Annotated in this window: 18 protein-coding genes and 1 pseudogene; 6 read left to right on the forward strand and 13 right to left on the reverse strand. The window is 60.6% G+C overall.

The window, feature by feature from the left end; genetic code table 11:
- Positions 1-72: 72 nt before the first annotated feature.
- The 9 genes from RCAS_RS13545 to RCAS_RS13595 all read right to left on the reverse strand — a co-directional run bounded on the left by RCAS_RS13545 (position 73) and on the right by RCAS_RS13595 (position 9,981).
- The gene (locus tag RCAS_RS13545; protein WP_012121126.1) at positions 73-696 is read right to left on the reverse strand and encodes a Gfo/Idh/MocA family protein; all 624 of its coding nucleotides are present in this window, start codon (positions 694-696) and stop codon (positions 73-75) included.
- 740 nt (positions 697-1,436) lie between these two features.
- Positions 1,437-2,015, reverse strand: coding sequence for a hypothetical protein (locus RCAS_RS13560; protein ID WP_012121127.1), 579 nt, complete (start codon positions 2,013-2,015; stop codon positions 1,437-1,439).
- A gap of 312 nt (positions 2,016-2,327) precedes the next feature.
- Positions 2,328-2,771: a c-type cytochrome gene (locus RCAS_RS13565; protein WP_012121128.1), complete on the reverse strand. Its 444-nt coding sequence runs from the start codon at positions 2,769-2,771 to the stop codon at positions 2,328-2,330.
- Positions 2,772-2,885: 114 nt separating this feature from the next.
- Positions 2,886-3,305, reverse strand: a complete 420-nt coding sequence (locus RCAS_RS24010; protein WP_232280018.1) for a hypothetical protein — start codon at positions 3,303-3,305, stop codon at positions 2,886-2,888.
- A 180-nt stretch (positions 3,306-3,485) separates the two neighbouring features.
- On the reverse strand, positions 3,486-5,327 hold the full coding sequence (locus RCAS_RS13575; protein WP_012121130.1) for a copper resistance CopC/CopD family protein: 1,842 nt from the start codon (positions 5,325-5,327) through the stop codon (positions 3,486-3,488).
- A gap of 393 nt (positions 5,328-5,720) precedes the next feature.
- Complete coding sequence (locus RCAS_RS13580; protein ID WP_012121131.1) at positions 5,721-6,242, reverse strand: copper resistance CopC family protein; 522 nt, start codon at positions 6,240-6,242, stop codon at positions 5,721-5,723.
- Between the two features lie 1,079 nt (positions 6,243-7,321).
- Positions 7,322-8,032: a protein-methionine-sulfoxide reductase heme-binding subunit MsrQ gene (locus RCAS_RS13585; protein ID WP_012121133.1), complete on the reverse strand. Its 711-nt coding sequence runs from the start codon at positions 8,030-8,032 to the stop codon at positions 7,322-7,324.
- An 18-nt stretch (positions 8,033-8,050) separates the two neighbouring features.
- Positions 8,051-8,602, reverse strand: a complete 552-nt coding sequence (locus RCAS_RS13590; protein ID WP_041332016.1) for a DUF6174 domain-containing protein — start codon at positions 8,600-8,602, stop codon at positions 8,051-8,053.
- Positions 8,603-9,117: 515 nt separating this feature from the next.
- The gene (locus RCAS_RS13595; protein WP_012121135.1) at positions 9,118-9,981 is read right to left on the reverse strand and encodes a class II aldolase/adducin family protein; all 864 of its coding nucleotides are present in this window, start codon (positions 9,979-9,981) and stop codon (positions 9,118-9,120) included.
- 240 nt (positions 9,982-10,221) lie between these two features.
- On the opposite strand from RCAS_RS13595, the gene RCAS_RS13600 reads away from it, so the two are divergent.
- The 3 genes and pseudogenes from RCAS_RS13600 to RCAS_RS13610 all read left to right on the forward strand — a co-directional run bounded on the left by RCAS_RS13600 (position 10,222) and on the right by RCAS_RS13610 (position 15,158).
- Entirely contained in the window at positions 10,222-12,147 is a 1,926-nt protein-coding gene (locus tag RCAS_RS13600; protein ID WP_012121136.1) for a histidine kinase N-terminal 7TM domain-containing protein, read from the forward strand.
- A pseudogene (locus RCAS_RS13605) lies at positions 12,144-13,088 on the forward strand (carbohydrate kinase family protein). Before RCAS_RS13600 ends, RCAS_RS13605 begins: the two are co-directional and overlap by 4 nt.
- A gap of 9 nt (positions 13,089-13,097) precedes the next feature.
- Positions 13,098-15,158, forward strand: coding sequence for a S9 family peptidase (locus tag RCAS_RS13610; protein WP_012121137.1), 2,061 nt, complete (start codon positions 13,098-13,100; stop codon positions 15,156-15,158).
- A 211-nt stretch (positions 15,159-15,369) separates the two neighbouring features.
- Here the strand turns inward: RCAS_RS13610 and RCAS_RS23380 are convergent, their stop codons facing one another.
- Positions 15,370-16,092 carry a DUF4397 domain-containing protein gene (locus RCAS_RS23380; protein WP_012121138.1) on the reverse strand — a complete coding sequence of 241 codons (723 nt, stop codon included), beginning with the start codon at positions 16,090-16,092 and terminating at the stop codon, positions 15,370-15,372.
- 238 nt (positions 16,093-16,330) lie between these two features.
- Here RCAS_RS23380 and RCAS_RS13620 point away from each other — a divergent pair, with 238 nt between their 5' ends.
- Together RCAS_RS13620 and RCAS_RS13625 are read left to right on the forward strand one after the other, a co-directional pair.
- Positions 16,331-16,741 (forward strand): hypothetical protein, encoded by a 411-nt coding sequence (locus RCAS_RS13620; RefSeq protein WP_012121139.1) that lies wholly within the window; start codon positions 16,331-16,333, stop codon positions 16,739-16,741.
- A gap of 207 nt (positions 16,742-16,948) precedes the next feature.
- Positions 16,949-19,450, forward strand: a complete 2,502-nt coding sequence (locus RCAS_RS13625) for a beta-mannosidase (RefSeq protein WP_012121140.1) — start codon at positions 16,949-16,951, stop codon at positions 19,448-19,450.
- A 9-nt stretch (positions 19,451-19,459) separates the two neighbouring features.
- On the opposite strand, the gene malQ is transcribed toward RCAS_RS13625, so the two are convergent.
- From malQ to RCAS_RS13640, 3 genes are all read right to left on the reverse strand, one after another.
- Positions 19,460-21,010, reverse strand: coding sequence for a 4-alpha-glucanotransferase (gene malQ, locus RCAS_RS13630; protein WP_012121141.1), 1,551 nt, complete (start codon positions 21,008-21,010; stop codon positions 19,460-19,462).
- Between the two features lie 189 nt (positions 21,011-21,199).
- Complete coding sequence (locus RCAS_RS13635) at positions 21,200-21,631, reverse strand: hypothetical protein (RefSeq protein WP_012121142.1); 432 nt, start codon at positions 21,629-21,631, stop codon at positions 21,200-21,202.
- Between the two features lie 318 nt (positions 21,632-21,949).
- Entirely contained in the window at positions 21,950-23,200 is a 1,251-nt protein-coding gene (locus RCAS_RS13640) for an MFS transporter (protein ID WP_041332020.1), read from the reverse strand.
- Between the two features lie 1,517 nt (positions 23,201-24,717).
- On the opposite strand from RCAS_RS13640, the gene RCAS_RS13650 reads away from it, so the two are divergent.
- Entirely contained in the window at positions 24,718-25,029 is a 312-nt protein-coding gene (locus RCAS_RS13650; RefSeq protein WP_012121144.1) for a hypothetical protein, read from the forward strand.
- The last annotated feature ends 216 nt before the right edge of the window (positions 25,030-25,245 follow it).

A 25,245-nucleotide genomic window follows, 5' to 3' on the forward strand; every position in this document is an offset into this window, starting at 1 on the left:
CGCCAGATGCCGGGTTGGACGGGGTCGATGGTCAACAGCGTCGTATAATCGAGCAGCAGCACTCGTCCACGTTCATGCAAAATCTGCCAGCACATTGGTTCCGGGTGGCAACGGCAGGTGAACGGCTGTATTGCCGCGAAGTTGCGACAGGTAGATCGCCTCGATCATCTCCAGGGACGCCCGTCCATCGGCGCCGGTCGAGCAGAGGGCAGGTCGCCCTTCGAGCGCATCGACCAGTTCACGCGCCGCCAGCAGGAACGCCGGCGGACCAGTCTCGACGTCCAGCGGCGCCCATTCCAGACGTTGCCATTCGAACGCAGGATGTTCAACTGGCGGTTGTTCGATTGCAATCAGTATCGATTTCCCGATCCAGTACCCATCATTGCCTGACCGCATGGCGCCGCGTGTGCCGTGAAGTTTCTCGAAACAGGTAGAGATGCTCAACTCGTTGACATGAGCGATGGCCGTGACTCCATGATCAAAGCCAATGAGCGCCGTACTGTCATCTTCCACCGGATAAGACGTGTGTCCCCTCCGTTGCGCTGTTGCAGCGATCCAGCGTGCATCGCCGGCGAAGAAGCGCAACATATCGAACAGATGGGTTGTATCTCGTGCGCCAGAAGCGCTCACCCTGCATGAGACTGATGATGGGCGCGCGCCGCAACGGTGGAATATGCGTCCCACACAGAGCAACATGCCCGATTCTGGCGTGTTATACCAATGACGATTGGCGATGCCGCATGCTGGTCATTCCGAGCGCAGCGACTTGGCATTCCGAGCGCCGCGACTTGGCATTCCGCGCGCAGCGACTTGGCATTCCGAGCGCCGCGACTTGGCATTCCGCGCGCCGCGACTTGGCATTCCGCGCGCAGCGACTTGGCATTCCGAGCGCCGCGACTTGGCATTCCGAGCGCCGCGACTTGGCATTCCGAGCGCCGCGACTTGGCATTCCGAGCGCAGCGACTTGGCATTCCGAGCGCAGCGACTTGGCATTCCGAGCGCAGCGAGGAATCTACGCGGGTTGCGCCAGACCCGGCTTACGATTGACGCAGCCGCATGCGGGTCATTCCGCGCGCCGCGACGGGTCATTCCGCGCGCAGCGAGGAATCTGCGCGGGTTGCGCACGACATGCTTGTCATTCCGAGCGCAGCGAGGAATCTAAGCGAGTCGCGCCAGACCCCTCGCTTACGATTGACGCAGCCGCATGCGGGTCATTCCGCGCGCCGCGGCGGGTCATTCCGCGCGCCGCGACGGGTCATTCCGCGCGCCGCGACGGGTCATTCCGCGCGCCGCGACGGGTCATTCCGCGCGCCGCGACGGGTCATTCCGCGCGCCGCGACGGGTCATGCCGAGCGCAGCGAGGAATCTAAGCGGGTCGTGCACGACCCCTCGCGCTGCTCGGGGTGACCATGCCGGATGTTCACCGGTCATTGGTATTATGAGTCGCTCTCCGGCGACTGCCGATAGTGCGCACCGGTAATTCGCCAGCCCCGTCCGTTGAAATGCAACAGCAGGATAAGTTCGTGGGTGCCGCGTGGACTCGACAGCGTGATCGGGACGCGACGCACGCTCCCGGCGGGAACTGCGGCAAACCACGCTTCCTGCTGATAGGGACCGACGCTGCCCCAACACCCCGGCTGGCGCAGCATATCGGGGGGCCAGCGGTAGAGCGCTTCGGTGATGTCCTGGTGCGCTTTCGGCGCACTGTGATCGACAAACCGCATCACTCCGGGAACATCGTGACGGTCGAGCGCTTGCAGCACCCGCTGCGCCACATACTCCGGCGGTTGCGGGATGATGCCCGCGTGCCGCAGGACGAAGGGCGTATCGCGATCCCAGAGACGGCGCACCTGCACCGCCAGGCGCGCATAGGTCGGCACACCGCCCGTTGCTGCATCCGGCGCCACTACGGGCCACAGGACGATCAACCCCATCACAAGGCTGAGACTGAGCCGCCGGAAGCAGCATGAGCGTCCGGGTTTTGAGCGGATGCGTGCGCCTAACGCCTGCTTCATGGCAAACTCTCCCTACTCGTAGCGCAGTGCGAAAACCGGTGAAGCGCGATCCTCGCACAACGCTGCGTGTCGATCAGATTATTCAAACCGTCTTTGGCGGTAATGAGCGGCAGGCAGCGCAGCAACCGCTGCTATGCGCGGCATTGGGAGCGACGTTTGGACAGAACAAGAGCCATGCTGCACGACCTATGGCGTGCAACCGATGCATCCGCCCCCCAACGCCACTGCGCCTGTCGGCTGGTGCGCCAGTCCTGGCATGTTATGGGCGAGGCGTGGCGTCCTCACCCATAATCCTCCTCACAGCAGGCGATCCTACGGTCGCTTCAGCGTGTGCAAATACGCTAACAGATTGGCCATATCTTCATCGCTCATTTCGTGTGGCGACATTACGCCGATCTGCCCCTGACCACCGCTGCGAATCCAGGCGGCGATGTTTTCTTCGGTGCGCGGCTGTCCGTTGGGCAGATTGCCGCGGTAGTTGACCCCTTCGGGATAGACCGGACCCGCCGTTGTCATCACACCGGCCAGCCCCGGACCCACAAGTTTATCGGTGCCGGTCGAGTGGCACGCCAGGCATCCACCCTCGTTCTCGAAGTAGAGTTGCCCCTTGGCGGGATCGCCATTGGCAGAGATCGTGCGCGTCAGCGGCTCTACCGGCGCATTTGCTGCGGGAGCGCCCTGCCCGCCGCCGCATGCGGACAGCGCCAGCGTCAATGTGAGCAGGCAGGCGAAGGTTATCGTATACGTGCGATTCATGGCATCCTCCAGAGAGAGATTGTATCGAAGAGCATAAGACGATTGTTCGGATGATAGACTGCGCGCCGGGCGCATAACGCGACTCGACAGCGCAGACGGACATATGAGGTGCGATTATGCGCTGCGAGGAGGAGGAGTGGAAGGAGACGCCAGAATGCGGGAGAATGAAGATGAAACATGGGTCAGCCAGCCGACCGTCGCAAGCACAACGACCAATAAGACCGGTATCGTGATAACTGCCGCATGCACGATTGGCGGCAGCGCCGATAAAGGTGGAAGCGACGCAGATGCATCACTCTGGTGCTCGAATGCGCAGGTAAACAACGGCGCCTGACGCGCCGAGGATCGGTTCAGAAACCATGGAGCGATATGGCAGTGGAGAATGCAGCAGAATGGGGCGTGGAACGCAATATTCCACAGCAGCAACAGCGCCAGCATACGCTGCGCGGCTTTGCGCGCGGCATGGATCGCTGCTCGAACAATCCATGCCGTTCGATCAGGCGACCTTCCTACTTGTGCGTCGGCGCGTACCATGTGCGATTTATCACAAAGATCAACGCTTGTATGGTAGCACACCTCCAGGAGGTTTGCAACTCCATTTGTGTGAACACATCTTCACCGTTCGTAGACGCATGTTCATTACAACCGTGTGGCGTCATTGTCCTCAATGATCGCGTTGCACTACGGCGACTCTATCGTTTCATTATACGCCTTCTACCTGCGGATCGGTAACAGGAAGTCAGCCGTGACATCATCGGCGTCGATACGCCGCACCTGCACCTGCACCCGCCATATGCCCGCAATACCGAGCATCTGGTTGCGAACGATGTACCTTCCCAAACCGTCCGGCTCAGCGATAACAGAAGTTTCGCCAATGTCTCTGTCGTTAAGACGGAGCATCACTCTGACACGTTGCACGTCGCGCGGTTTGTTCGCTGCGTCGGTGACGGTGATGCGCATCAGGTTGCTCCCGATGATGGCGGGTTCGACCCGAAGCGCGACGCGCAGATCGCCCGCCGACTGTGTGGCGGTGAATGGCTGTGGCAGAGACGGCGTGGGTTCGTCCGGCGTGGCGGTTTGCTCCACGATGGCGCTTGCTGGTTCAGCAGCGAGAGGAGTGGCGGAAACAACCGGCGGCGCCGTCGGTGCAGCAACCGGATGTGGCAGGCTCGTCAGTACCCCGGCGATACCGACCACAAGCGTGGCGATTGCTGCTTCGAGTGGAAGTGAGCGGCGCATCCGTTGCGCCAGCGCGATTGCCGACATTGTCAGGCGCTCTGTTGTATGCGCGCGCGTCAATGCCAGATGATATGCACCAAAGCCAATAAGGATCGCAAACAATACGATCTTTGCCAGCAGTGCGCGTCCGTAGTCAGTCTGCCACAGGTCGCCGACAGCGTTTAGATAGGAACACGCAGCCAGGGCGCCACTGATCGTCAATGCCCCAACGGACGCAAGCGCAAGCCATGAAAAGCGGATGAGTGAGCGACTCATCGCCTGTGGATCGGGCGCGTCTCGATTGTTCTGGATCAGCGCAAGCGTCAGCGCCGTCAACCCGCCAACCCAGATGGTTGCTGCCGCCAGATGCACCCAGTCGATCATGATCGCTATGAATGGCTGCATCGTTGCTGCGGCATGCCCGCTGATCGAAAAGGTCAACAGGATCAATCCGCCAATCGCCACGCTTCCTGCGCGCGCCCAGAGACCGGAGTGCCGCAGGATGATGAGGAACGCCAGAGTCAGCGCCATCCGTCCAATAAGCGCCTGCCCCGCGCGGGTATCCCGCGCCACGGTGATGAGTGCTTCCGGCGTTGTCACACCGGCGATTGCGCCGGCGTGCGCGATAAAGAAGAGGAGTGTGGCAACCAGCAGCAGCACCAGCGCTCCGCTGATCAAACCATGCATCTGCGCCGCCAGTCGCCCACCGCCCGGCGTCAGCGCCACTGAACGAAAAACCTGTCCGCCGATTGCCAGCACCGCGCCGATCAGCATCATGCTACGCAGCAGTGCCAGCGGATCAACCGGTGGCGCCGTCGTCGAACCGGACGGAAGAAGTGGCGCTTCCGATTCATCGCCCGCGAACAGCGGAGCGTCGGTCGGCCGCGGCGTGAGAACGGACGCAGAGGGTTGCGATGGGAGCGCGCCGGCAATGGTAAACACGAAATATCCCTTCACCAGATGCCCATCACGCCCCACTGCCTGCCATGCTACCGTATAGACGCCGGGATCGAGCGGCGGCAGGCTGACGTGCAATGCCCGCGGATCGTCCGATGCCCGACCGCCATCGCCGCGATCAACGGCGCGCCCCGTTGCGTCGAGAACCTGCACCGACGCGAACGATTCCTCGATTGGTTCGTTGAACTTAATCCGCACGAAAGGGGGCGCAGTGTTGAGCCGGGCATCGGGGACCGGTTCCGCCGACACAATCTGCGGATGGGCATAGGCGACCGTTGTGAACAGCATCAGCAGTGCAATCACGCCGATCACGGATCGGCGCAGTGCGGCGCAGGCGCTCCAGCGCAGTCTGGCGATTTTGATTTCAGGGTCGGATGACATCTGTGTGATGATTCAGGTTATGCTCCGGGTTGTCGATCTGGAAACGCCTTTATCCCATGCCTCGCCCCCGGAGAGTGGCTCCTGCTCCCCTCCTCCGTTCAAGGTCGGACAGCATGCATGAGCATAGCGGGCATGCATGACATTGGGATGCGCCGTTGTACCCTTACTCCCCGCCTCTCTCTCGCGCGGGAAAGGGGAGACCGGCGCCGTGCTCGCGGCGCTCCCACCGTGGGAGTGCCGGTCTTCGCGCAGGTATTCTGTCCGCCCCTAAACCCTCCCTGGCGTTGTTCAAGGGCGGACAGATCATCAGTCCAGGCGCTGGTTCGGTGGGCAGCGCCACACACGGGCGGATGCGTCTCAGGCGCGCCCCGCTTCCGTATTCCACGCAACCGCTCACCGTTGCCAGACACGGCGACGCAGCGCCCATCCGATCAACAACGCCCCTGAACCAACTGCAAGCAGTGCCAGCCCGGGCATCTCCTCGCCGGATGTAGCAGGCAGCGGTGTGGCCGCTGGCGTTGTGCCGGTATTGATCGTAAACCGGAAGCGTCCGGTCTCACTATGCCCGTCGGTACTGGCGTTCTTCCAGTTCACCGTGTAGACTCCATCACTCAGACCGGGGCTGAGCGACACAATGAGCGTTTTGCGGTTCGGGTCATTCCGATCCAGCGTTGTATCACCGCGATCAACCTGATTGCCGCGCGCATCGGTGACGCGAATCGTGTTGCCTTCCGGCTTCAATTCCTGCGAAAAGACGATGATGACACGCTCTGGCGCTGAGGTGACCGTTCCGTTGGCTGGCGGTTCGGATGAAACATAATCAGCATGCGCCAGCGCCCGACTCGCACTGATGAACATCAGCGACAGCAGGGTCAGCATGGCGATCATGGGCTTGAGGCGAAGAAATGATGGCATATGATGACTCCTTCAATCGGTTTCAAGGTAATACCAATTACCTGTGCACATCCGGCATGGTCACCCCGCGCAGCGCGAGGGGTCTTGCGCGACCCGCGCAGATTCCTCGCTGCGTTTACCCTGAGCGAAGCGAAGGGCTCGGAATGACACGCATGCGGCATCTTCAATCGTAATTGGTATAACTCGAATGAACCCATATCCGGGTGGAGTGCGCCTGCCATAGCATTCGCACATGGCAGACCAGGAGGGCATTGCCACGCCCACCTTGCGGCACGTGAACAGGAACGAATATCAGGGGCGACAGATGCTCTTTGAGCAGTCCGCTCAATTCCTGGGAGGGGGAGGGTGCGGGGGGGATGCGAAGCAATGGTAGCGTGCTGTTGCATCAGACGTTCGCGCATGCACCAACAGCAGACAAACGATGATAAGCAGCGGCGCCGCTACACAGTCATACACGGCGCGGAGCGTCAGCGCAGGTGAGGGAGAGACTTCTGCCGCATACGGCGGTGCAAACGAACCTCCAGCGCCTGGAGCCAGGTGACAAAGAAATTGGACGGGGTGCGGCGTCGTGTGGTCGCGTGCCGACAGCACGTGGCAGTGTACAACGCAGAGCAGCGGCAATGCAATCGTGACGATGATGGAAACAAGAGCCAGCAGAGCACGGGCGCCTGCCATACACGCCCGTGCTCTGCCGTTGTGAGGGCAGAGCGCAGATTGTAAAGCGCAGATTGCAGGCACGGCACTCAGTGAGACAGGATAATTACAGACCGGCGAGAAAACGTCGGTCAGCGTCTTATACTCATGCGCGGTCATTCATACAATACTGCCGGGGCGCTGCGGGCGAAAGCGCTCGCTGAGGACGCGATTCGACTGCGCTCACCGCAAATACAAGCCCCGCTGGGGCTGCTGATGCCGAGGCGTTGTATTGTTACGCCTTGCAAACCGAGCGCTCGAACATCTTGTCTAACTGATCGCAAGTTAGTATTATATCCAAACCAATGCCAAAATGCTACTGCTTACAGAACATGAACGTCTTGCTTTAGCGCCGGAAAATCGGCGCACCCAGAGCACATCAGTCTTCATCTGGTGCGAGAAGCGCCACCGGCCGATGTGCGCTGGCTCCCATCGACAGCAGGAGCATCACCAGATGCCCGCCGTCGCACCTCGATCCCGCGGCGTATCACCGGCAGACGCAGGATCAGCAGGACCGCCACCAGCACCCCAAGGATCAGCGGCTGGCGAATATCGCTCTTCTGCGCCCAGGCATAGTGGACAATCGCCAGCGGAACTGCCAGGTACACCAGGCGATGCAGACGCTTCCAGGATCGACCCAACCACCGCTGCCACTCTTTTGTCGAAGTCAGCGCCAGTGGCGCCAGAAGCAGGAGCGCCATTGCGCCGACGAGGATATATCGCTTCTCGGCAATTTCCTGAGCAATCAGGGGGATATTGAGTCCGAAATCGAGCGCGGTGAAGATCAGCATGTGCAGGGCAGCATAGAAAAAGCCATACAGTCCAAAAGGGCGACGCAGGGTAAGGATGCGCTTCCATCCGCTCACGACACTCAGCGGCGTACAGACGAGCGACACAACCAACAAGATGATCGCCGCGTAGCCGGTGCGCTGCGTCAGATACTGGATGGGATTGATCGTCAGGTTCCCGTTGAGCGCATCCCATGCCAGCAGCGCGAGCGGCGCCAGGCCCGCAAGATGCACAAAGTGGACCCAGTTCTTTTGCAGCCAGTTGCGTATGGATGGATGATATGCATCCTGAACGATGTATCGTTTCATCGCAGCGTTTCTTCGCAATCAGGGAAGCGGCGTCAGCGCAACCACCGTCAGGACGCGACTGCCAACGGGCAGGTCGTTGCAGGCGTCCAGGCTGCGCGTTTCCCATACCGCCTGCCAGAAATCGGCATGACGCCAGTTCGGTGTGGGGGTCAGCGTAATTTCGATAGTCTGCGGATAACCGAGGTTCGGATGATAATCGACGCGCACTGAGAGCACATCATCACAGGCGCACCCACGTGAAACACAGGTGCGGCGCACGCTTCCATGCCGCTCGACCAGGTCGAACAGATCGCGCACGGCAACCGGCGGTTGCTCGCACGGTCGCGTCGCGTAGCGCGTTTTCTGCACCCGTTCGGCATGAACATCGACTTCCATCCGGCACCCGCGATCACGCAACTGCATGCGATAGGCATCGAAGGGACGCTTATTCCACCGGGCGCGTGCATCGAGCAGAGCAGCATCCGGCGCCGCCGATGTGCGACCAACGGCGATCACACTGGTGATGCCACAGACGCCTGCAAGCAACAACACGGCAGTCAGTAACCAAATCTTGCGGAAGAAAGGCGCCATAGGAGAATCATACCATGGATTCAGGCTCAGAAACCGGGAACCGAGCACCAAGAACCGAGAACCACGAACGACCGCGCGCCTCATCCGCGTCAATCCGTCCCATCGGCGACAATCCGTGGCCCCTTCGCCCCATCCGCGTCAATCCGTCCTATCGGCGGCAATCCGTGTCCCATTCACCCCATCCGCGTCAATCCGTCCTATCGGCGGCAATCCGTGGCCCCTTCACCCCATCCGCGTCAATCCGTCCTATCGGCGGCAATCCGTGGCCCCTTCACCCCATCCGCGTCAATCCGTCCTATCGGCGGCAATCCGTGTCCCATTCACCCCATCCGCGTCAATCCGTCCTATCGGCGGCAATCCGTGGCCCCTTCACCCCATCCGCGTCAATCCGTCCCATCCGTGGCAATCCGTGGCCCCTTCACCCCATCCGCGTCAATCCGTCCTATCGGTGGCAATCTGTGTCCCATTCACCCCATCCGCGTCAATCCGTCCCATCGGTGGCGATCCTCGTGCTATCACTCTTCCCCTCCGCGCCTCGCGCCTCGTGCCTCTCCGACCATCGGAGACGCAATCCCCAGCGCGCGCGCAATGGCGCGGATTTCGTCGGGTTGCAATCCATCGGCGGGTTCACCCGCGATCAGGTTGAGCACCTCGTAATGAGCACTCGTTTCCAGGTATTCGATCAGATCAGCAGCACGCTTCACCGAAACCTCCGAGTGCGCCATGACACCGTGCTTGCTCCAGACGACCAGACGATGGGTGTGCAGCGCTGCCGCCGTCGCCCTCATCAACTCCGCCGATCCGGGCAGAATGAAGGGTAGAACGGCGACGCCTTGCGGGAAAATCATAATCATCTCTGGCTGCCAGCGGAAGAGGCGACGATTCAGTTCCACAGGGTCACGGTAGCGCGAAATGTGGCTGAGATAAGTCAGATGTAACGGTTGCGCATGCACCAGCGCGCTGTACCGGGAGCCGGTGGCGGCAACCTGATCATTGTGCACCGCCAGGTGCGAATTGAGTTCGCTCGTGAGACGGGTAAACAGGCGCGAAGGAGCGGTATACAATCGAGCATGCGTTCCATCCGCCTCTATCTGCACCACACCAAGATTCTCCAGGGGGTGGTCATAGATTTCTCGCAACCGCGTACCGGAGCCGGTTGCCAGAAGCCAGCCGCCTGCCAGCGCGGGTGCGGCGGTCGGCAACTCGATCTCTTCAACCAGCGGGAAAACCGACTGCACCTCCAACGACCGGCCGGCATACACTGAAATATTGCCGGCTGCTCCTTCGCTGGCGCCGATCTCTGCCATCCGCCGTCCTGCCTCGCCAATCTGTACCATGATGTCCTCAAGAGTTGAAAGTGGCAGTTCTTTAAGCGGCATATGCGGGAATCTCCTTGCTGCGCTGTCCTGGGCGCAATGACCGATGAACTGAGGAGAAGTTGCATCTTTGAACATTCTCACAAATTGTAGCATCAACACACACAAGCATTGCACATCTGTGATCGCAAGCGGTTCAGCTGTGGTATTATCATCCAGCTGCACCCAACCCGACGGACATCGTATCTTTCGAAGTACTGTCACGGTTCACTCATAGCAAAGCTGCACAACCGTCATCACACTATGGCTGATGTGACCACAACCGGATGGCAACCGGCGTTGCCCTACACACTGCCACTCGTGATCAGCGCATCACTGGCAGTTATCGTCGCCATGTTTGTCTGGCAGCGCCGCACTGTGCCCGGCGCGCGACCACTGATTGTCTTGAGCATCGCGGCTGCGGTGTGGTCGTTTGCCTATGCGATGGAAATCGCCGCAACCCCCGCGCCGATTGCACTCTTTTGGGCGCGTGTGCAATATCTGGGGATTATGACATTGCCGGTTGCCTGGATTGCCTTCACGCTGGAATATGCCGGTCTGAAACCCTGGCTAACCAGGCGAACCATGGCGGAGATCCTCATCGTTCCCGCACTGACACAGATTGCCGTCTGGACGAACGATGACCATGGTCTGATCTGGCCCCAGATTCGGTTGAACACCGAAGGACCCTTTCCAATCCTCGATTTTGATCACGGACCGGCGTTTTGGGTCTGCAATATCTATGCCCATATCTGCCTGGCGAGCGGGACATTGATCCTGCTCTGGCGATTTGTGCGGTCGCAGCAGCTCTATCTGAGCCAGATTGTCGTCTTCCTGATCGGGGCGCTTGCGCCCTGGATTGGAAACGGATTATATGTGCTGAACCTTACGCCGTGGACCGGGCTGGATCTGTCGCCGTTTGGGTTCACCTTCACCGCCGGCGCAATTGCTTTTGGCGCCGTGCGATTGCGGTTCCTTGATGTTGTGCCCATTGCGCGCGATATTGTGCTCGAAAGCATGAGCCAGAGCGTCATCGTGCTCGATGATGACAACCGGATTGTCGATATCAATCGCGCGGCTCAACACGTCATCGGCTGCACCGCCGCCGAGGTGATCGGCAAACCGATCCGTCAGGCTCTGAGTCGCTGGCCACAGGTTCTTGATCGCTACTACAATATTGTTGAACTGAACGAAGAGGTGCAACTCGAAATCGAAGGGCGCCCGCTTGTGCTGGACGTTCTCATCTCGCCGCTGCGTGATCGGAATGGTCGACTCAGGGGACGATTGATTGTCTGGCATGATATTACTCGCCTCAAACAGATCGAAGAGGTACTGCGTCAGCGGAACGACGAACTGACCGCGCTCCAGCAAACACTGATGGTCGCCAGAGATCAGGCTGAAGCCGCTCATCGCGCCAAGAGCGCTTTTCTGGCGCATATGAGCCATGAAGTGCGCACGCCGCTCAGCGCCATCCTGGGTTATACCGATCTGATACGCCTTGATCTGACACGCCGGGGGCAGTCCGTATATCAGGAGGAGCTGGAGGCCATCCACGCCTCGGCGCAGCATCTCCTGACAATGATCAACAACATTCTGGATCTCTCGAAGATCGACGCGGGAAGAATGCCCTTGTATATTGAACTCTTTTCTATCGAAGCACTGGTTCACAATGTGACACAGACCGCGCGCCCTCTCGCCGCGCGAAACGGGAATAGTCTGACGGTCATCCGCGCGCCCGACGCCGATCTTATGACGAGCGACAAGACGAAGATTCGACAGGTGCTGTTGAATCTTTTGAGCAATGCCGCAAAATTCACCGAAAACGGCGCTATCAGCCTCCGTATCTGGCGTGAATTGTCTCTTTCGCCTGCGATGAAAGCAATCGACGACGGCGCCGACTGGATCGTGTTTGAGATTGCCGACACTGGCATCGGCATTGCACCTGAACATCTGCCGTTGCTGTTTCAGGATTTTTCGCGGATCGAAGATGCCGACCACCAGCGGTATGGCGGCACCGGACTGGGTCTGGCGATCAGTCGGCAATTCTGCCGGTTGATGGGAGGCGATATCACAGTAGCCAGCGCACCCGGGAAAGGCACGACGTTTACCGTCCGGCTACCGGCAACGATCCGGTCGGAGGGGTCCGACAACGATGCCGTCGTGTCCGACCCTGCACAGGTGGAGCGATGACGATTATCTTAGCGGTTGGCGATCTGGTCTGGGATGTGCTGGTTAAGCCAGACGGTCTGTTGCTCCCTGGCGGCGACACGACCGGCAGCATCAAACTGGCGCCCGGCGGATCGGCAGCGAATGTCGCCGCCTGGATCGCTCGGTGCGGTGCGCGAGCCGGGTTCATCGGCGCTGTAGGCGCCGATGCCTTTGGCGACCTGATCGCAGCGGACCTGCGGTAGGAAGGCGTCGAGTCGCATATCGTCCGCCTGCGTGACAACGAAACCGGCGTTGTGCTGGCGCTGATCGACCGCGCCGGACAGCGAAGTATGGTGACCAATCGCGGCGCCGATCATCAACTCATGCCCGACATGCTGCCAGAAACAGCGCTGCGTGCATGTCGCCATCTCCACATTACCGGATGGTCGCTCTTCAGCGATCCGCCCCGCACCGCAGCGCTGTATGCCGCTCAGATTGCCAGCGCCAGCGGCGCCACAATCTCGTTCGATCCGGCGTCGTATCAGATTATTCGCGAGATCGGACACGATCAGTTCGACCGGATCACCGCCAACCTGCCGGTCGATATCCTGTTCCCCAACCGCGATGAGGGTCAGGCGCTGACGGGCGAACGCGACCCGCAGACAATCGCCGCTGCGCTGCGCGAGCGCTTTCCCGGCGCTCTGGTGGCGCTCAAACTTGATCGGGACGGCTGCTTTATCATGGATCATATGCGGGCATTGCACGTGCCCGGTCAGGCAATCGACACGCCAATCGACACAACCGGCGCGGGGGATGCCTTCAACGGCGCGTTTCTGGCGCGCTACCTGACAACCGGTGATGCGTCCGCATCCGCCCGCTTCGCCAACCGGATCGGCGCGTGGGTCACGCAACACACCGGCGCCCGCCCGCCGGTTGATGATGAATTGCGTCGGATACTTCAAGAGACCGGCGCCGGACTGTGAGGTGTCTGCATGCCAACACCACCTCTACCGCTCAGGCGACCACACGTGGTGTCGCTCCATGGTGATACGCTTATCGACGATTACTTCTGGATGCGTGAGCGTGATAATCCTGCGGTGATTGCCCATCTCGAAGCCGAAAACCGCTACACGGAGGAGATGATGGCGCACACCGCCGCGCTGCGTGAGCGCCTGTACAACGAAATGCGCAGCCGCGTGAAGGAAGACGATGAAAGCGTCCCAGAGCGTTTTGGGGCATTTGTGTACTATAGCCGCACTCAGACAGGTCAACAGTATCCGGTGGTCTACCGCCGCGCTATCGGCGCAGACGATGAAGAACTGCTACTCGATATCAATGCGCTTGCCGGGGGATACCCATTCACCCGAATTGGGGTCTTTTTGCCAACATACGACGGACGCCTGCTCGCCTATTCGGTCGATGTAGAAGGTTCGGAAACATACACGCTCTACCTCAAAGACCTGACGACCGGCATATTGCTCGACCAGCCCATTGTGAACACATACTACGGCGCCGCCTGGAGCAGCGATGGACGGTGCCTGTTCTACACCACGCTCGATGATGCCAGGCGTCCATATCGGGTCTATCGCCACGTTATTGGGAGCGACTCAGCGGATGATGTGCTGGTGTACGAAGAGACGGACCCGCTCTTCCATGTCAGTCTGTCGCTCACGCGCAGTCGCGCATACATCCTGATTGCGTCACACAGCAACACCACGTCGGAAGTGCGCGCTCTTCCCGCCGATGCGCCGATGAATGCACCCCGTCTATTGTTGCCGCGTCGTCATAGAATCGAGTATACGGCACATCACCACGGCGATCATTTCTACTTTCTGACGAATGATGGTGCGCTCAACTTCCGCGTGGTGCGCGCGCTGGCGAACGACCTACACCCTGACCGTCTGGAGGAGGTCGTGCCGCACCGCGCTGATGTGATGATTGACGCTATCGACCTGTTTGCGGATCATCTGGTCGCATACGAGCGGTCCAATGCGCAAGAGCGTGTCGCGATCATCGATCTGCACAGCGGAGAAACCCACCTGCTGACCTTCCCGGAACCGGTGTACACCCTGCAACCGTGGGACAGGGATGCTCTTTGGGCGCCGAACCTGGAGTTCGATACGACCGTATTGCGCCTGCACGTGATGTCGCTCACACAACCGCGCACCATCTATGAGTACGATATGACCGCGCAAACGCTGACGCTCCTGAAGCGTGACGATGTGCCAGGCTACGATTCATCGCGCTACCGCAGCGAACGGTTGTGGGCAACCGCCAACGACGGTGCGCGCGTACCGATTTCGCTCGTCTATCGCGCTGATGTGAACTGCCCGGCGCCGCTGCTCCTGTATGGCTACGGTTCATACGGCGCCACTGCCGACCCGCGTTTCTCGATTGAGCGGATCAGCCTGCTGGATCGGGGCGTGATTTTTGCAATTGCGCACATACGCGGTGGTGGGGAATTGGGGCGTGCCTGGTACGAAGCGGGCAAGATGCTGCACAAGCGCAACACCTTCACCGATTTCATCGCCTGCGCTGAATACCTGATCGCCGAAGGCTACACCACCCCCAAGCAACTGGCGATCATGGGGCGCAGCGCCGGCGGGCTGCTGGTCGGCGCGATTGTCACCATGCGCCCTGATCTGATGCGGTGCGCGGTCGCCGATGTGCCGTTCGTCGATGTTGTGAACACCATGCTCGATCCATCGATCCCGCTGACCGCCATCGAATTCGAGGAGTGGGGGAATCCTGCGAATGCAGAACAATACGCATATATGCAATCATATTCGCCGTATGATAACACGACTCCACGCGCCTATCCGGCAATCCTGGCGACTGCCGGCCTGCACGATCCACGCGTGCAGTATTGGGAACCCGCAAAATGGGTTGCGAAACTGCGCGATGTCAAAACCAACGATGCGCCGGTGCTGTTGAAAACGGACATGACCGCCGGGCACGCCGGTCCTTCAGGGCGCTACGACCGCCTGCGCGAAACCGCGTTCGAGTATGCCTTCCTGCTCGATTGCCTGGGTCTGGCATCAGAAATGTGCTGACTAATACCAATGACGCTTGACGATGCCGCATGCGTGTCATTCCGAGCCCTTCGCTTCGCTCAGGGTAAACGCAGCGAGGAATCGAAGCCGGTCGCGCACGACCCCTCGCGCTGCTCGGGGTGACCATGCCGGATGTTTACAGGGGTATAAGATAAGAGACGGTGCAGTGCACCGTCTCCACCTTTGACGTTGCACTGCAACGTCTCTCCATTTACTGCTGGACGCGCAGTTCGATGAGCGTAAAGGTATTCTTGCGCACCGAACCGACGGCGTGGTAAATCACCGTTTCACCTGGGCGCGCCTTGACACTGCCAACCCGCACCGGATCGGTTGTTCCGACAAGCGCGAACTGGACGCGGAAGCGCGTGTTCACCGGCAGTTCAGCCGACACCTGCTGACCATTGGCGAGGTTCGGAATGACTGCCAGCGTTGCCGGAGAGCTGAACGTCTTGACGATCAGGTCAACCGGTGGCAGCGGCGCAGTATGACGTGCCATGATGCGGCCATTGCCGGCGCTTGCCGGCGTCACATCGTTCATGAACTTCGATGCCGTCGGTGCGCCGCTGTCAGTCAGGTGGGCAACAATCGTTGCATTCTCACCACTGGCGAACGGAACCGTTGCAGCAACTGCGACCGGCCCACTGCACGGCGGCGTGGACAGCGAAGCGGAAAGATGGATCTTGATGTCGTAAGATCCGGCAGGCAGCTCAATTGGACCGACTGTGTCTGTGTACTTGAAGCGCGTCAGCGCACACGCGCCGTTGACCGATACATCGACCGGCAGGCTGGGTTGAAGACCGAGATCGCGTCCGGGAATGCCATGGACAACATAGACCTTCGCGTTGCCTGCAGCCTGCGCCGGAGCAGTAGAGATGAGCGATGCAAGCGCAAGTGCGATAAGCGCCGCAAGCATGACAAATGATCGGCGAACCACGATGAGTGTCCTCCCTTTCTTCCTTCTTTATATTACCTTCAGAGGGGAACGCAAGCGCTTGCACTCATTTATACGTAGATCATCGCCGATCGGATGTACGTTTGAAGCGGTCACGCCTGCCGCAGTCCAGTACATGATCGCGGGATCGCCATAAAGTTGCGTCCCGATGGTGTGCGTCTCCTGCATTACTTTTGTGCTATACTCTAGCCTGCGATGTAGCCTGCTGAAAGGAAGAACCATGACACAACGACGCGGCGGCATCAAACGAAGCTCACAACTGACCTTCCGACGACGCCTGTTCATTGCGCGCATGTTGCTGCGCGGTCCGACATCGACTGAGGACCTGATTACAGCCGTGCAGCAGGAACTCGGCGCCGAAGGGTATCCGACCGCAGCCGTAGCGGCGCTCAAGCACGATTTGGACGCACTGAAGTCTTCCTACGGATGTCGGATTACGTATCGTCGCGACTCGGGTGGTTATGTCCTGGAAGATTTGGGGACGCTTGCACTTCTGAAAGGGTCTGAGACGGTGCGCGAGACAATGCGATTGCTCGAAGAACGGTTCCCTGCCGACTCGACCGACCCTGGCGCCGTCCATGTGCATGCGCTGCTGCATCACCTCCGGTTGCTGGCGGCAGTTGAGCACTAAGCGCCTGGTCAAAGGAGGAGGGCAAACGTGTTTGGTGGCGTCTCCCCATCTTGATGACGCTCTTTTTCGCACACTCTTGTGATTGTGGGACGATGGTTCACCATCGGCAGGAGTAATACCACCCGTCGCCCATCAGAGATCGTTCTATGTGGGTAAGATGCCTGCGCCCTCACGAGCAGCGTCAACAGGTATGATGAAAGGTCATTCATGCGGCAGATTGTGCTCTCCAGCGGCTGGCGGCTCCGACAGTACGATCCATCGCGCGAATTCACCGCTCAGATCGACGATGAGGAAGGATGGATACCGGCGACAGTCCCCGGCGTCGTTCATCAGGACCTGATCGCTGCCGGGCTGCTGCCAGACCCGTTCGATGGGCTGAATGAATACGCAGCGCAGTGGGTTGGCGAGGTTGCCTGGCTCTATCGGTGCGATTTCGATGCGCCCGACAATAGTGCGCCGGATGAGACCGTAGTGCTGTGCTGCGACGGTCTCGACACATTTGCGACAGTCTGGCTCAACGATGCGCCGGTGTTGACGAATGACAATATGTTCGTTCCACGCCGCGCCGAAGTGACCCGCCTGATCCGGCGAGGGCGCAATCGGCTCATGATGCTCTTCGATTCGGCACTGCGCCGTGGACGAGCGCGCGAAGCGGAGGACGGCGTTCTGCCAGTCTGGAACGGCGATAGCAGCCGCCTGTATGTGCGCAAGGCGCAGTACCACTACGGCTGGGATTGGGGTCCCACGCTGTTAACCGCTGGTCCCTGGCGTCCGGTCCGTCTCGAGTTCTTTACAGCGCGCATCGCCGATGTCTCCTGCCCGGTCGAGGTCGATCCCGATCTGCACCACGCGACAGTCGCTGTGCAGGTGGAGATCGAAGCGGGACAACACACTGCGCGCAATACCGGGGAAATGATGCGCTTCTTCGCCGGGCTGACCGTTCAGGTCGAGCTGATCGATCCTGATGGCGCACCGGTTGCGACTGCCGCGCTGCCGGTCGAGGGAGGCAGCAGCGCAACCAGACTGCACGTGCCTGCACCGCGTTTGTGGTGGCCCAACGGCTATGGCGATCATCCACTGTACCGACTGGTTACCACGCTCCACGACAGCAACGGCGCGCTCGACCGGCGGGAACTGCGCATCGGGCTGCGACGGCTGCGTCTGGTGCAGGCGCCGCTCGATCACGAACCCGGAACCACATTCCTGTTTGAAGTCAACAACATTCCTATCTTTTGCGGCGGGGCGAACTGGATTCCCGCCGACAGTTTCGTGACGCGCATTACCCCGGAAATGTATCGCGGCTGGTGTCAGCAGGCAGCGGCGGCCAACATGGTCATGCTGCGCGTCTGGGGCGGCGGCATCTACGAGGACGACACATTCTACGACGCCTGCGACGAATTGGGATTGCTGGTGTGGCAGGATTTCATGTTTGCCTGCGGCATCTACCCTGCACCCGGATGGTTTCGCGACAGTGTGCGCGCCGAGGCGGAGGCGCAGGTGCGGCGCCTGCGGCATCACCCCTGCCTTGCGCTCTGGTGCGGCAACAATGAAGATTATCAGATTGCCGCCGCCACCGGGCGCTACGATCCCAACCTTACCCCGGAAGAGAATGCCGACCGTTTCCCGGCGCGCCTGATCTATGAGCGCCTGCTGCCCGATATCTGTGCTGTCCTCGATCCAACGCGCCCCTACTGGCCCGGCAGTCCCTACGGCGGCGCCGACGGATCGGATCAGACGTTTGGCGACCGACATACCTGGGATGTCTGGCATGGACGTGTCGCGCCTTACCAGGAGTATGTTGCCTACCATGGTCGCTTCGTCAGTGAATTCGGTATGCAGGCGTTCCCGGATCGCGCCACAATCGAGGCGTTTGCGCCGCCTGCCGAACGCTACCCGCAGAGTCGCACCCTTGATCATCACAACAAAGCAGCCGACGGTCCCCGCCGCCTGGCAGTCTACCTGAGCGACAATGTCCGCATCCCGTCCGATCTGGACGGGTACATCTACGCCACGCAACTGGTGCAGGCGGAGGCGCTGGCGATGGCAATCCGCTCCTGGAGACGACGCTGGGGAGGACCAGGACGCTATGCAACGGCTGGCGCGCTGGTCTGGCAACTGAACGATTGCTGGCCCGTCATCAGTTGGTCGTTGATCGACTACTATCGGCGCGCTAAACCGGCGCTCTATGCCGTGCGACGCGCACTCGCGCCGATCGCTCCAGGGCTGGCGCGCACCGCCGATAGTGCCGAGTTGTGGGTGGTCAATGGAACGACCGCCGCCGCAGATGTCGATGTCGAACTGCGCACATGGACCCTCGGCGGCGATCTGGTGGTGCTCGACAAATTGCGTGTGTCACTCCTCCCCAATCGCACCACCGAACTGGGACAGTTCGGCTTCGATCCGGGGTCAGCGCTGATCTTCGATGCCCGTGTGATTATGAACGATCAGGTCGTGGCGCGTGCCTCGCTCTGGCCCGAACCGCTCAAGTATCTGACATTGCCCGATCCCGTGATCGTCCTGGATCTGGCGTCTGATGATGAGCTGCACATTCGCGCTGCTCGCCCTGCCAAGGGTGTGGTGCTCTTAGCCGGCGACGGCGTCGCCTGGAGCGACAATTACCTCGATCTGATGCCCGGCGACGAGCAGGTGATCCGCGCCGACGGTCTGGGCGAGCGACCGCTGAGCGTGCGCTGGCTCGGAATGGAATAAGATGCCCTCTCACGTATAGACCGACTGCTCATCGACCTGATCGGTCTCCTGCTCCGCCGGCGCCGGTTCGACATATCGACCATAGAGCATGGTCAGTTCCTTTAGACGCGAGATAATCGCCGGCGTCAACTGATGCAGGCTGAAGCGCCATGTCCAGTTGCCGCCAGGGCGACCCGGCGTATTCATGCGCGCCTCGCTCCCCAACGATAGCACATCCTGTAATGGGATGATCGCCGTATCCGCCACCGACGATAGTGCGGCCCGGATGAAGTCCCAGGCAATATCATCGCCGCTGCGCCCCAGGTACAACTGCACATGGCGCCGTTCTTTCTCCGATGCGGTGCGCCACCATCCCAGAGTTGTATCGTTGTCGTGCGTGCCAGTATACACGACGCAGCGCTGGATATGATTGTGTGGCAGATAGGGCTGATCGGCTTTTCCACCAAAGGCGAACTGTAACACCCGCATCCCCGGAAAGCCAAACCGGTCGCGCAGTGCTTCGACATCAGGCGTAATCACCCCCAGGTCCTCTGCAACAATTGGCAGTGCGCCAAGCGCCCGTTCGACCGCCTCGAACAGATCGGCGCCCGGACCCTCGATCCAGCGCCCATTGACTGCCGTCTCTTCGTCGGCTGGCACTTCCCAGTACGCTGCAAAGCCGCGAAAATGATCGACACGCACAATATCAACCAGCGTTAGCGTAGCGCGGAACCGCTCGATCCACCAGTCATAGCCGCGTTCTCTCAGCACATCCCAGCGATAGAGCGGGTTGCCCCACAACTGCCCCGTGGCGCTGAAGTAGTCGGGCGGGACGCCGGCCACTACTGTTGGTCTGCCTTCCTGGTCCAGGAAAAATAACTCAGGATGCGCCCAGACATCGGCGCTGTCGTAGGCGACGAAGATCGGAATGTCTCCCATCATCTGAATACCGAGGTCATTGACATACTTCTTCAACGCCAGCCACTGATCGAAGAAGAGATACTGAATGAAGCACTGGTAGGCGATCTCGTCGGCATAAGTGCGACGCGCTGCATCGAGTGCAGCGGGATCGCGGCTGCGCAAACCTGCATCCCACGATGACCAGGAACCGCCGCCATTGGCGCTTTTTAAGGCAGCGAACAGCGCGTAGTCGTTAAGCCAGGACGCCTGAGTCTCACAGAACGCCTCGAAATCGGGGCGCAGATGATCGGCGAACCCCTGCTGAAAGCGCGCGAAGGCGCGCCGAAGCATGCGCTGCTTGAACGGAATGACGGCGCCATAATCGACGGCGGTATCGGGCAGGATCGGCGCATCGGCGAGGTCCGACGGCGCGAGCAGCGCTTCTTCGAGCAAAATGTCGAAGTTGATCAGCAATGGGTTGCCGGCAAAGGCGGAGAAACTCTGGTAGGGCGAGTCGCCATAACCGGTCGGACCAAGTGGCATAACCTGCCAGATGCGCTGGCCCGCAGCCGCAAGAAGATCGGCGAAATCATACGCGCTATCGCCCAGATCACCAATACCCCATCGCGAAGGGAGCGATGTCGGGTGCAACAGAATACCGCTGGCTCGTTGGCGGTTCATAGATCGTCCTCGCAATCATCAGGCTTTCCCCTAGTATACCCGAACAACTTACAGTCGCACCCGCGCGGGCATTCATGTCCGCGCTGAGCCGACCGAGATTCGCTGTCGCGGGGCCGGACGACACGCGCGCCGTTGACCGGCATCGTATCATTCGTTGTGCAGCAGGAAACGAGCAGATAAGGAGTGGAGTCAGGAGGAGACCCGCTCCTCAAGCGGATCGAGTGCGGCGTTCCAGAGTTTCATACGTTCAGCGTCGCCGCCAGCATCGGGGTGGTGCAGGCGAGCCATCGCCTTGCGAATAGCGCTGATTTCGGCAGCAGTCAGCGAAAAGGGAATAGCGCCGATCTTCACAGAAGCGTGTTCGCGCATCATGCTTTCGGCGCGTGCCTTCCACATATCGCGTTCGCGTTCGAGCGCCGCATTTTCACGGGTAATCTCGACCAGATTTGCGACGGTTTTATTATAGGCGCGTGCTATCTCGGCGTGGCGTCCCTGTTCCTTGCTGAGCTGACGGAGCAAAGCGCGGATCGTCTGATGCGCTTCTTTCAACTCATTCAACAGCCACGCAGGATCGATTGTTGCGGGATCGAGATCACACAGTGGATTGTCGTTGCGAGCCACCCCAGTATCCTCAGTATCGAAAAGACCATGCACATCTGTAGTATAGCGACATGACCGGCGAATCGTCAAACGATCATGGTCTTTGGGCGCTCTTGTGATTGGTATGCAATCAGTGTATCGTGTCTGCCCGCCGGAAGCCCCCTGGGAGCGTGGGCGTCGCGCCTGTACCAATCCAACGTCTGCCGGGAGCCGCCGGGAGCGCGGGTGTCGCGCCCGCACCGGTCTCCTCTCTCCCGCGCGCGGGAGAGGGGCGGGGGGTGAGGGGAAAACGAACGCCATGCCTGACCGCAGGCGATCTTACCGCCTGACAATGCCTGCTCAGCCCGGTCCCTGGTACTCGCGCAGTTCACGCACGCTGAGCGCTGTTCCAACAACCAGGAGGATACACGCCACGCCGCCGAGGGTTACCGCCGCAGACGCACCGATCAGGCTGGCGATAAAACCGGCGCTGGTTTCTCCAAGTTGCGGGCCGCCGGCAAAGAAGACCATATTGACCGCCACCATGCGCCCGCGTAATTCATCGGGAGTGAGCAATTGACGGATCGCGCCGCGAATGACCATACTGACGGTATCCGCTGCACCCATGCCTGCCAGCGCTGCCAGCGTTAGCGGGAGCCAACGCGACATCCCGATCACTGCGACGCATGCGCCAAACGCCAGCACAGCCGCGAGCAGCGTCGTCCCCTGTCGTGGAATGCGCACACCGCTGAGCAGGGTTGCAGCGACCACTGCTCCCACCGATGGCGCGGCGTACATCCAGCCCAGTTCGGTCGGTCCGACCCGCAAGACCTGATCGGCAAAGATCGGTAGCAGCACTCCAGTAGCGCCAAAAAATGTAGCGAAGAAATCAAGCAGCATGGTTGCAGCAATCAGGCGATGTGAAAAGACGAAACGCAGCCCCGCCAGCGCCGCCCGGAGCGACACCGGTTCGATGCGCGCCGGAATGGTGCGCGTGCGCATGAGCAACGCTGCCGCAACGACTGCCAGAAAGGTCGCGGCATCGATCCAGTACACTGGCGCAACACCGACCGCAGCAATCAAGACGCCTGACAACGCCGGACCAATAACCGTCGCAAGTTGCCAGGCGACGATGTTCAGACTCAACGCATTTGGCAAGTGCTGTGGCGCAACGAGGTTGGGAATGATTGCCTGACGCGCCGGCAGTTCGAAGGCGCCGGCGACCGATGCCAGCGCCACCATCGTGTAGATGAGCAGCAACGGCGGGCGCTCCATCTCGCCGGTAAGCGCCAGCACTATTGAACACACAAACGCCACGAGCGAGGTCAGAATCAGAATTTTGCGCCGCTCGACGCGGTCGGCGATCATACCGCTGAACATCGCCGTCAGGATCAGCGGAATAACGCGCGCCAGACCGATCAGTCCAAGCGCGATTTCAACCCGAATGCTGCTGTCCGCCTGTGCCAGCCGGTACACCTGCCATGCAATGGCGACATTGCGCATCTGCGTGCCGGTGATCGACACAAACTGACCAGCCCAGAGCAGCCGGAAGTCGCGGTACCGCAGCGCGGTCAGTGCAGCAAAACGAGGCGAAGGCGTTGATGTGTGCATAGGTTTCTGTGTCGGTTCAGAGAAGGTGCAGGAACGGTTATCATACCACATCTTGCAGGCGGAAGATGCATCCATAACGCGGCGCTGGTGTGGCAGGCGGCACGGCGCACCCACGCAGGCGTTGCGCCCGCACCGGTCCTGGGAGCACTGGGAGCGTGGGCGTCGCGCCCGCACCAATCCGAAGCCTCGCTCATATGAGTTTGGATGAAAGAAGGCGCGTCTTTGCCATATTGTCATTGCGAGGCGCATCCGCAGCGAGACGATTTCTTGAGCGAGGAGAGATTGCGTCACTATCGTTCGCAATGACGCCGGATGCAGAGTCATACCAATTCCCTGTGCACATCCGGCATGGTCACGCCGAGCAGCGCGAGAGGTCGTGCGCGACCCGCTTAGATTCCTCGCTGCGCTCGGAATGACCAGTCGCTGCGCTCGGAATGACCAGTCGCTGCGCTCGGAATGACCAGTCGCTGCGCTCGGAATGACACGCATGCGGCATCGTCAAGCGTCATTGGTATCCCCCCGCGCCCCGTGCCTCTCGCCTCTCGCCTCTCACCCCGCGCCCCGTGCCTCTCGCCTCTCGCCTCTCGCCTCTCACCCCGCGCCTCGTGCCTCTCGCCTCTCGCCTCTCGCCTCTCATACCAATTCCCTGTGCACATCCGGCATGGTCACGCCGAGCAGCGCGAGAGGTCGTGCGCGACCCGCTTAGATTCCTCGCTGCGCTCGGAATGACCAGTCGCTGCGCTCGGAATGACCAGTCGCTGCGCTCGGAATGACCCGTCGCTGCGCTCGGAATGACCAGTCGCGGCGCTCGGAATGACCCGTCGCGGCGCTCGGAATGACCCGTCGCGGCGCTCGGAATGACCCGTCGCGGCGCTCGGAATGACCCGTCGCGGCGCTCGGAATGACCCGTCGCGGCGCTCGGAATGACCCGTCGCGGCGCTCGGAATGACCCGTCGCGGCGCTCGGAATGACCCGTCGCGGCGCTCGGAATGACCCGTCGCGGCGCTCGGAATGACCCGTCGCGGCGCTCGGAATGACCCGTCGCGGCGCTCGGAATGACCCGTCGCGGCGCTCGGAATGACCCGTCGCGGCGCTCGGAATGACACGCATGCGGCATCGTCAAGCGTCATTGGTATCACACGGGACCAGACCGCTGGGAGCGCGGGCGTCGTGCCCGCACCGGTCTCCCCTCTCTCGCGCGCGGGAGAGGGGGCGGGGGTGAGGGTACAACGGCGCATCCCAACGCCATGAATGCCCGCTACCCTCATACGTGCTATTCGCCCTTAAATGACGGGGGCCGGGGCAGGATGCTGCGGCGCAGGTATAGCGGGCCGCTACCGGACTCAGGACCAACAAGCCCCGCAGGAGCGTTCACGATCACAGCCAAGGCGTCAGTCCCACAACCCCCTAACCCCAAACCTCGAACGCGGCGCGTAGTTCCGGTGTGTTACTGTTTTGTGTATAATTGAGGTTAAGAGATTATTGGTTGATCTTTCTTTACGAAAGGAACACACACAATGTCGGATCAACCCCTGCACACGCTCCAGCTCCGTCATCGACACGCATCAGGGGCGGAAGAATGGTCGTGCCCGCACTGTGGTCGTCGTCTGTTAATCCATCTTGCGCCGGTCCGCCGACGAACAGTTCTGGCGCAGGGCGATCCCTCCGCACTGCACGTCGGCGGCGGCGGTTCCCGCCAGACGATGCACGCGCCGCTGCGCCTGAAACCTACTCGCCACCTGCCGGCGATCCCCGATGAACCAGGGCACATCCCCGTGACCGATGCCCTGCTCCCCTGGATTCGCTGGATGGATCAGGCGGGTTTGTAATCCTCATCACCCGCTGCCGTGATTGAGCGTGAGCGCTGAATGAGCGTATTGTGTCCGATGCACGAATATTCAGGCGCTCACGCATCCCTCTGTGCCACCTCCGATCCTATCGCGTGTCGAACCTTTCCGCCGCGTGAGCCAGACTTGTGCCACGTCGTAGCGGCTACGCACAGATCGCCAAGCGCCCCGTGAGCGGAGCAGCGTAGGATGTCCTTG

The organism is Roseiflexus castenholzii DSM 13941 (assembly GCF_000017805.1).
In the GTDB taxonomy this organism is placed as follows: domain Bacteria; phylum Chloroflexota; class Chloroflexia; order Chloroflexales; family Roseiflexaceae; genus Roseiflexus; species Roseiflexus castenholzii.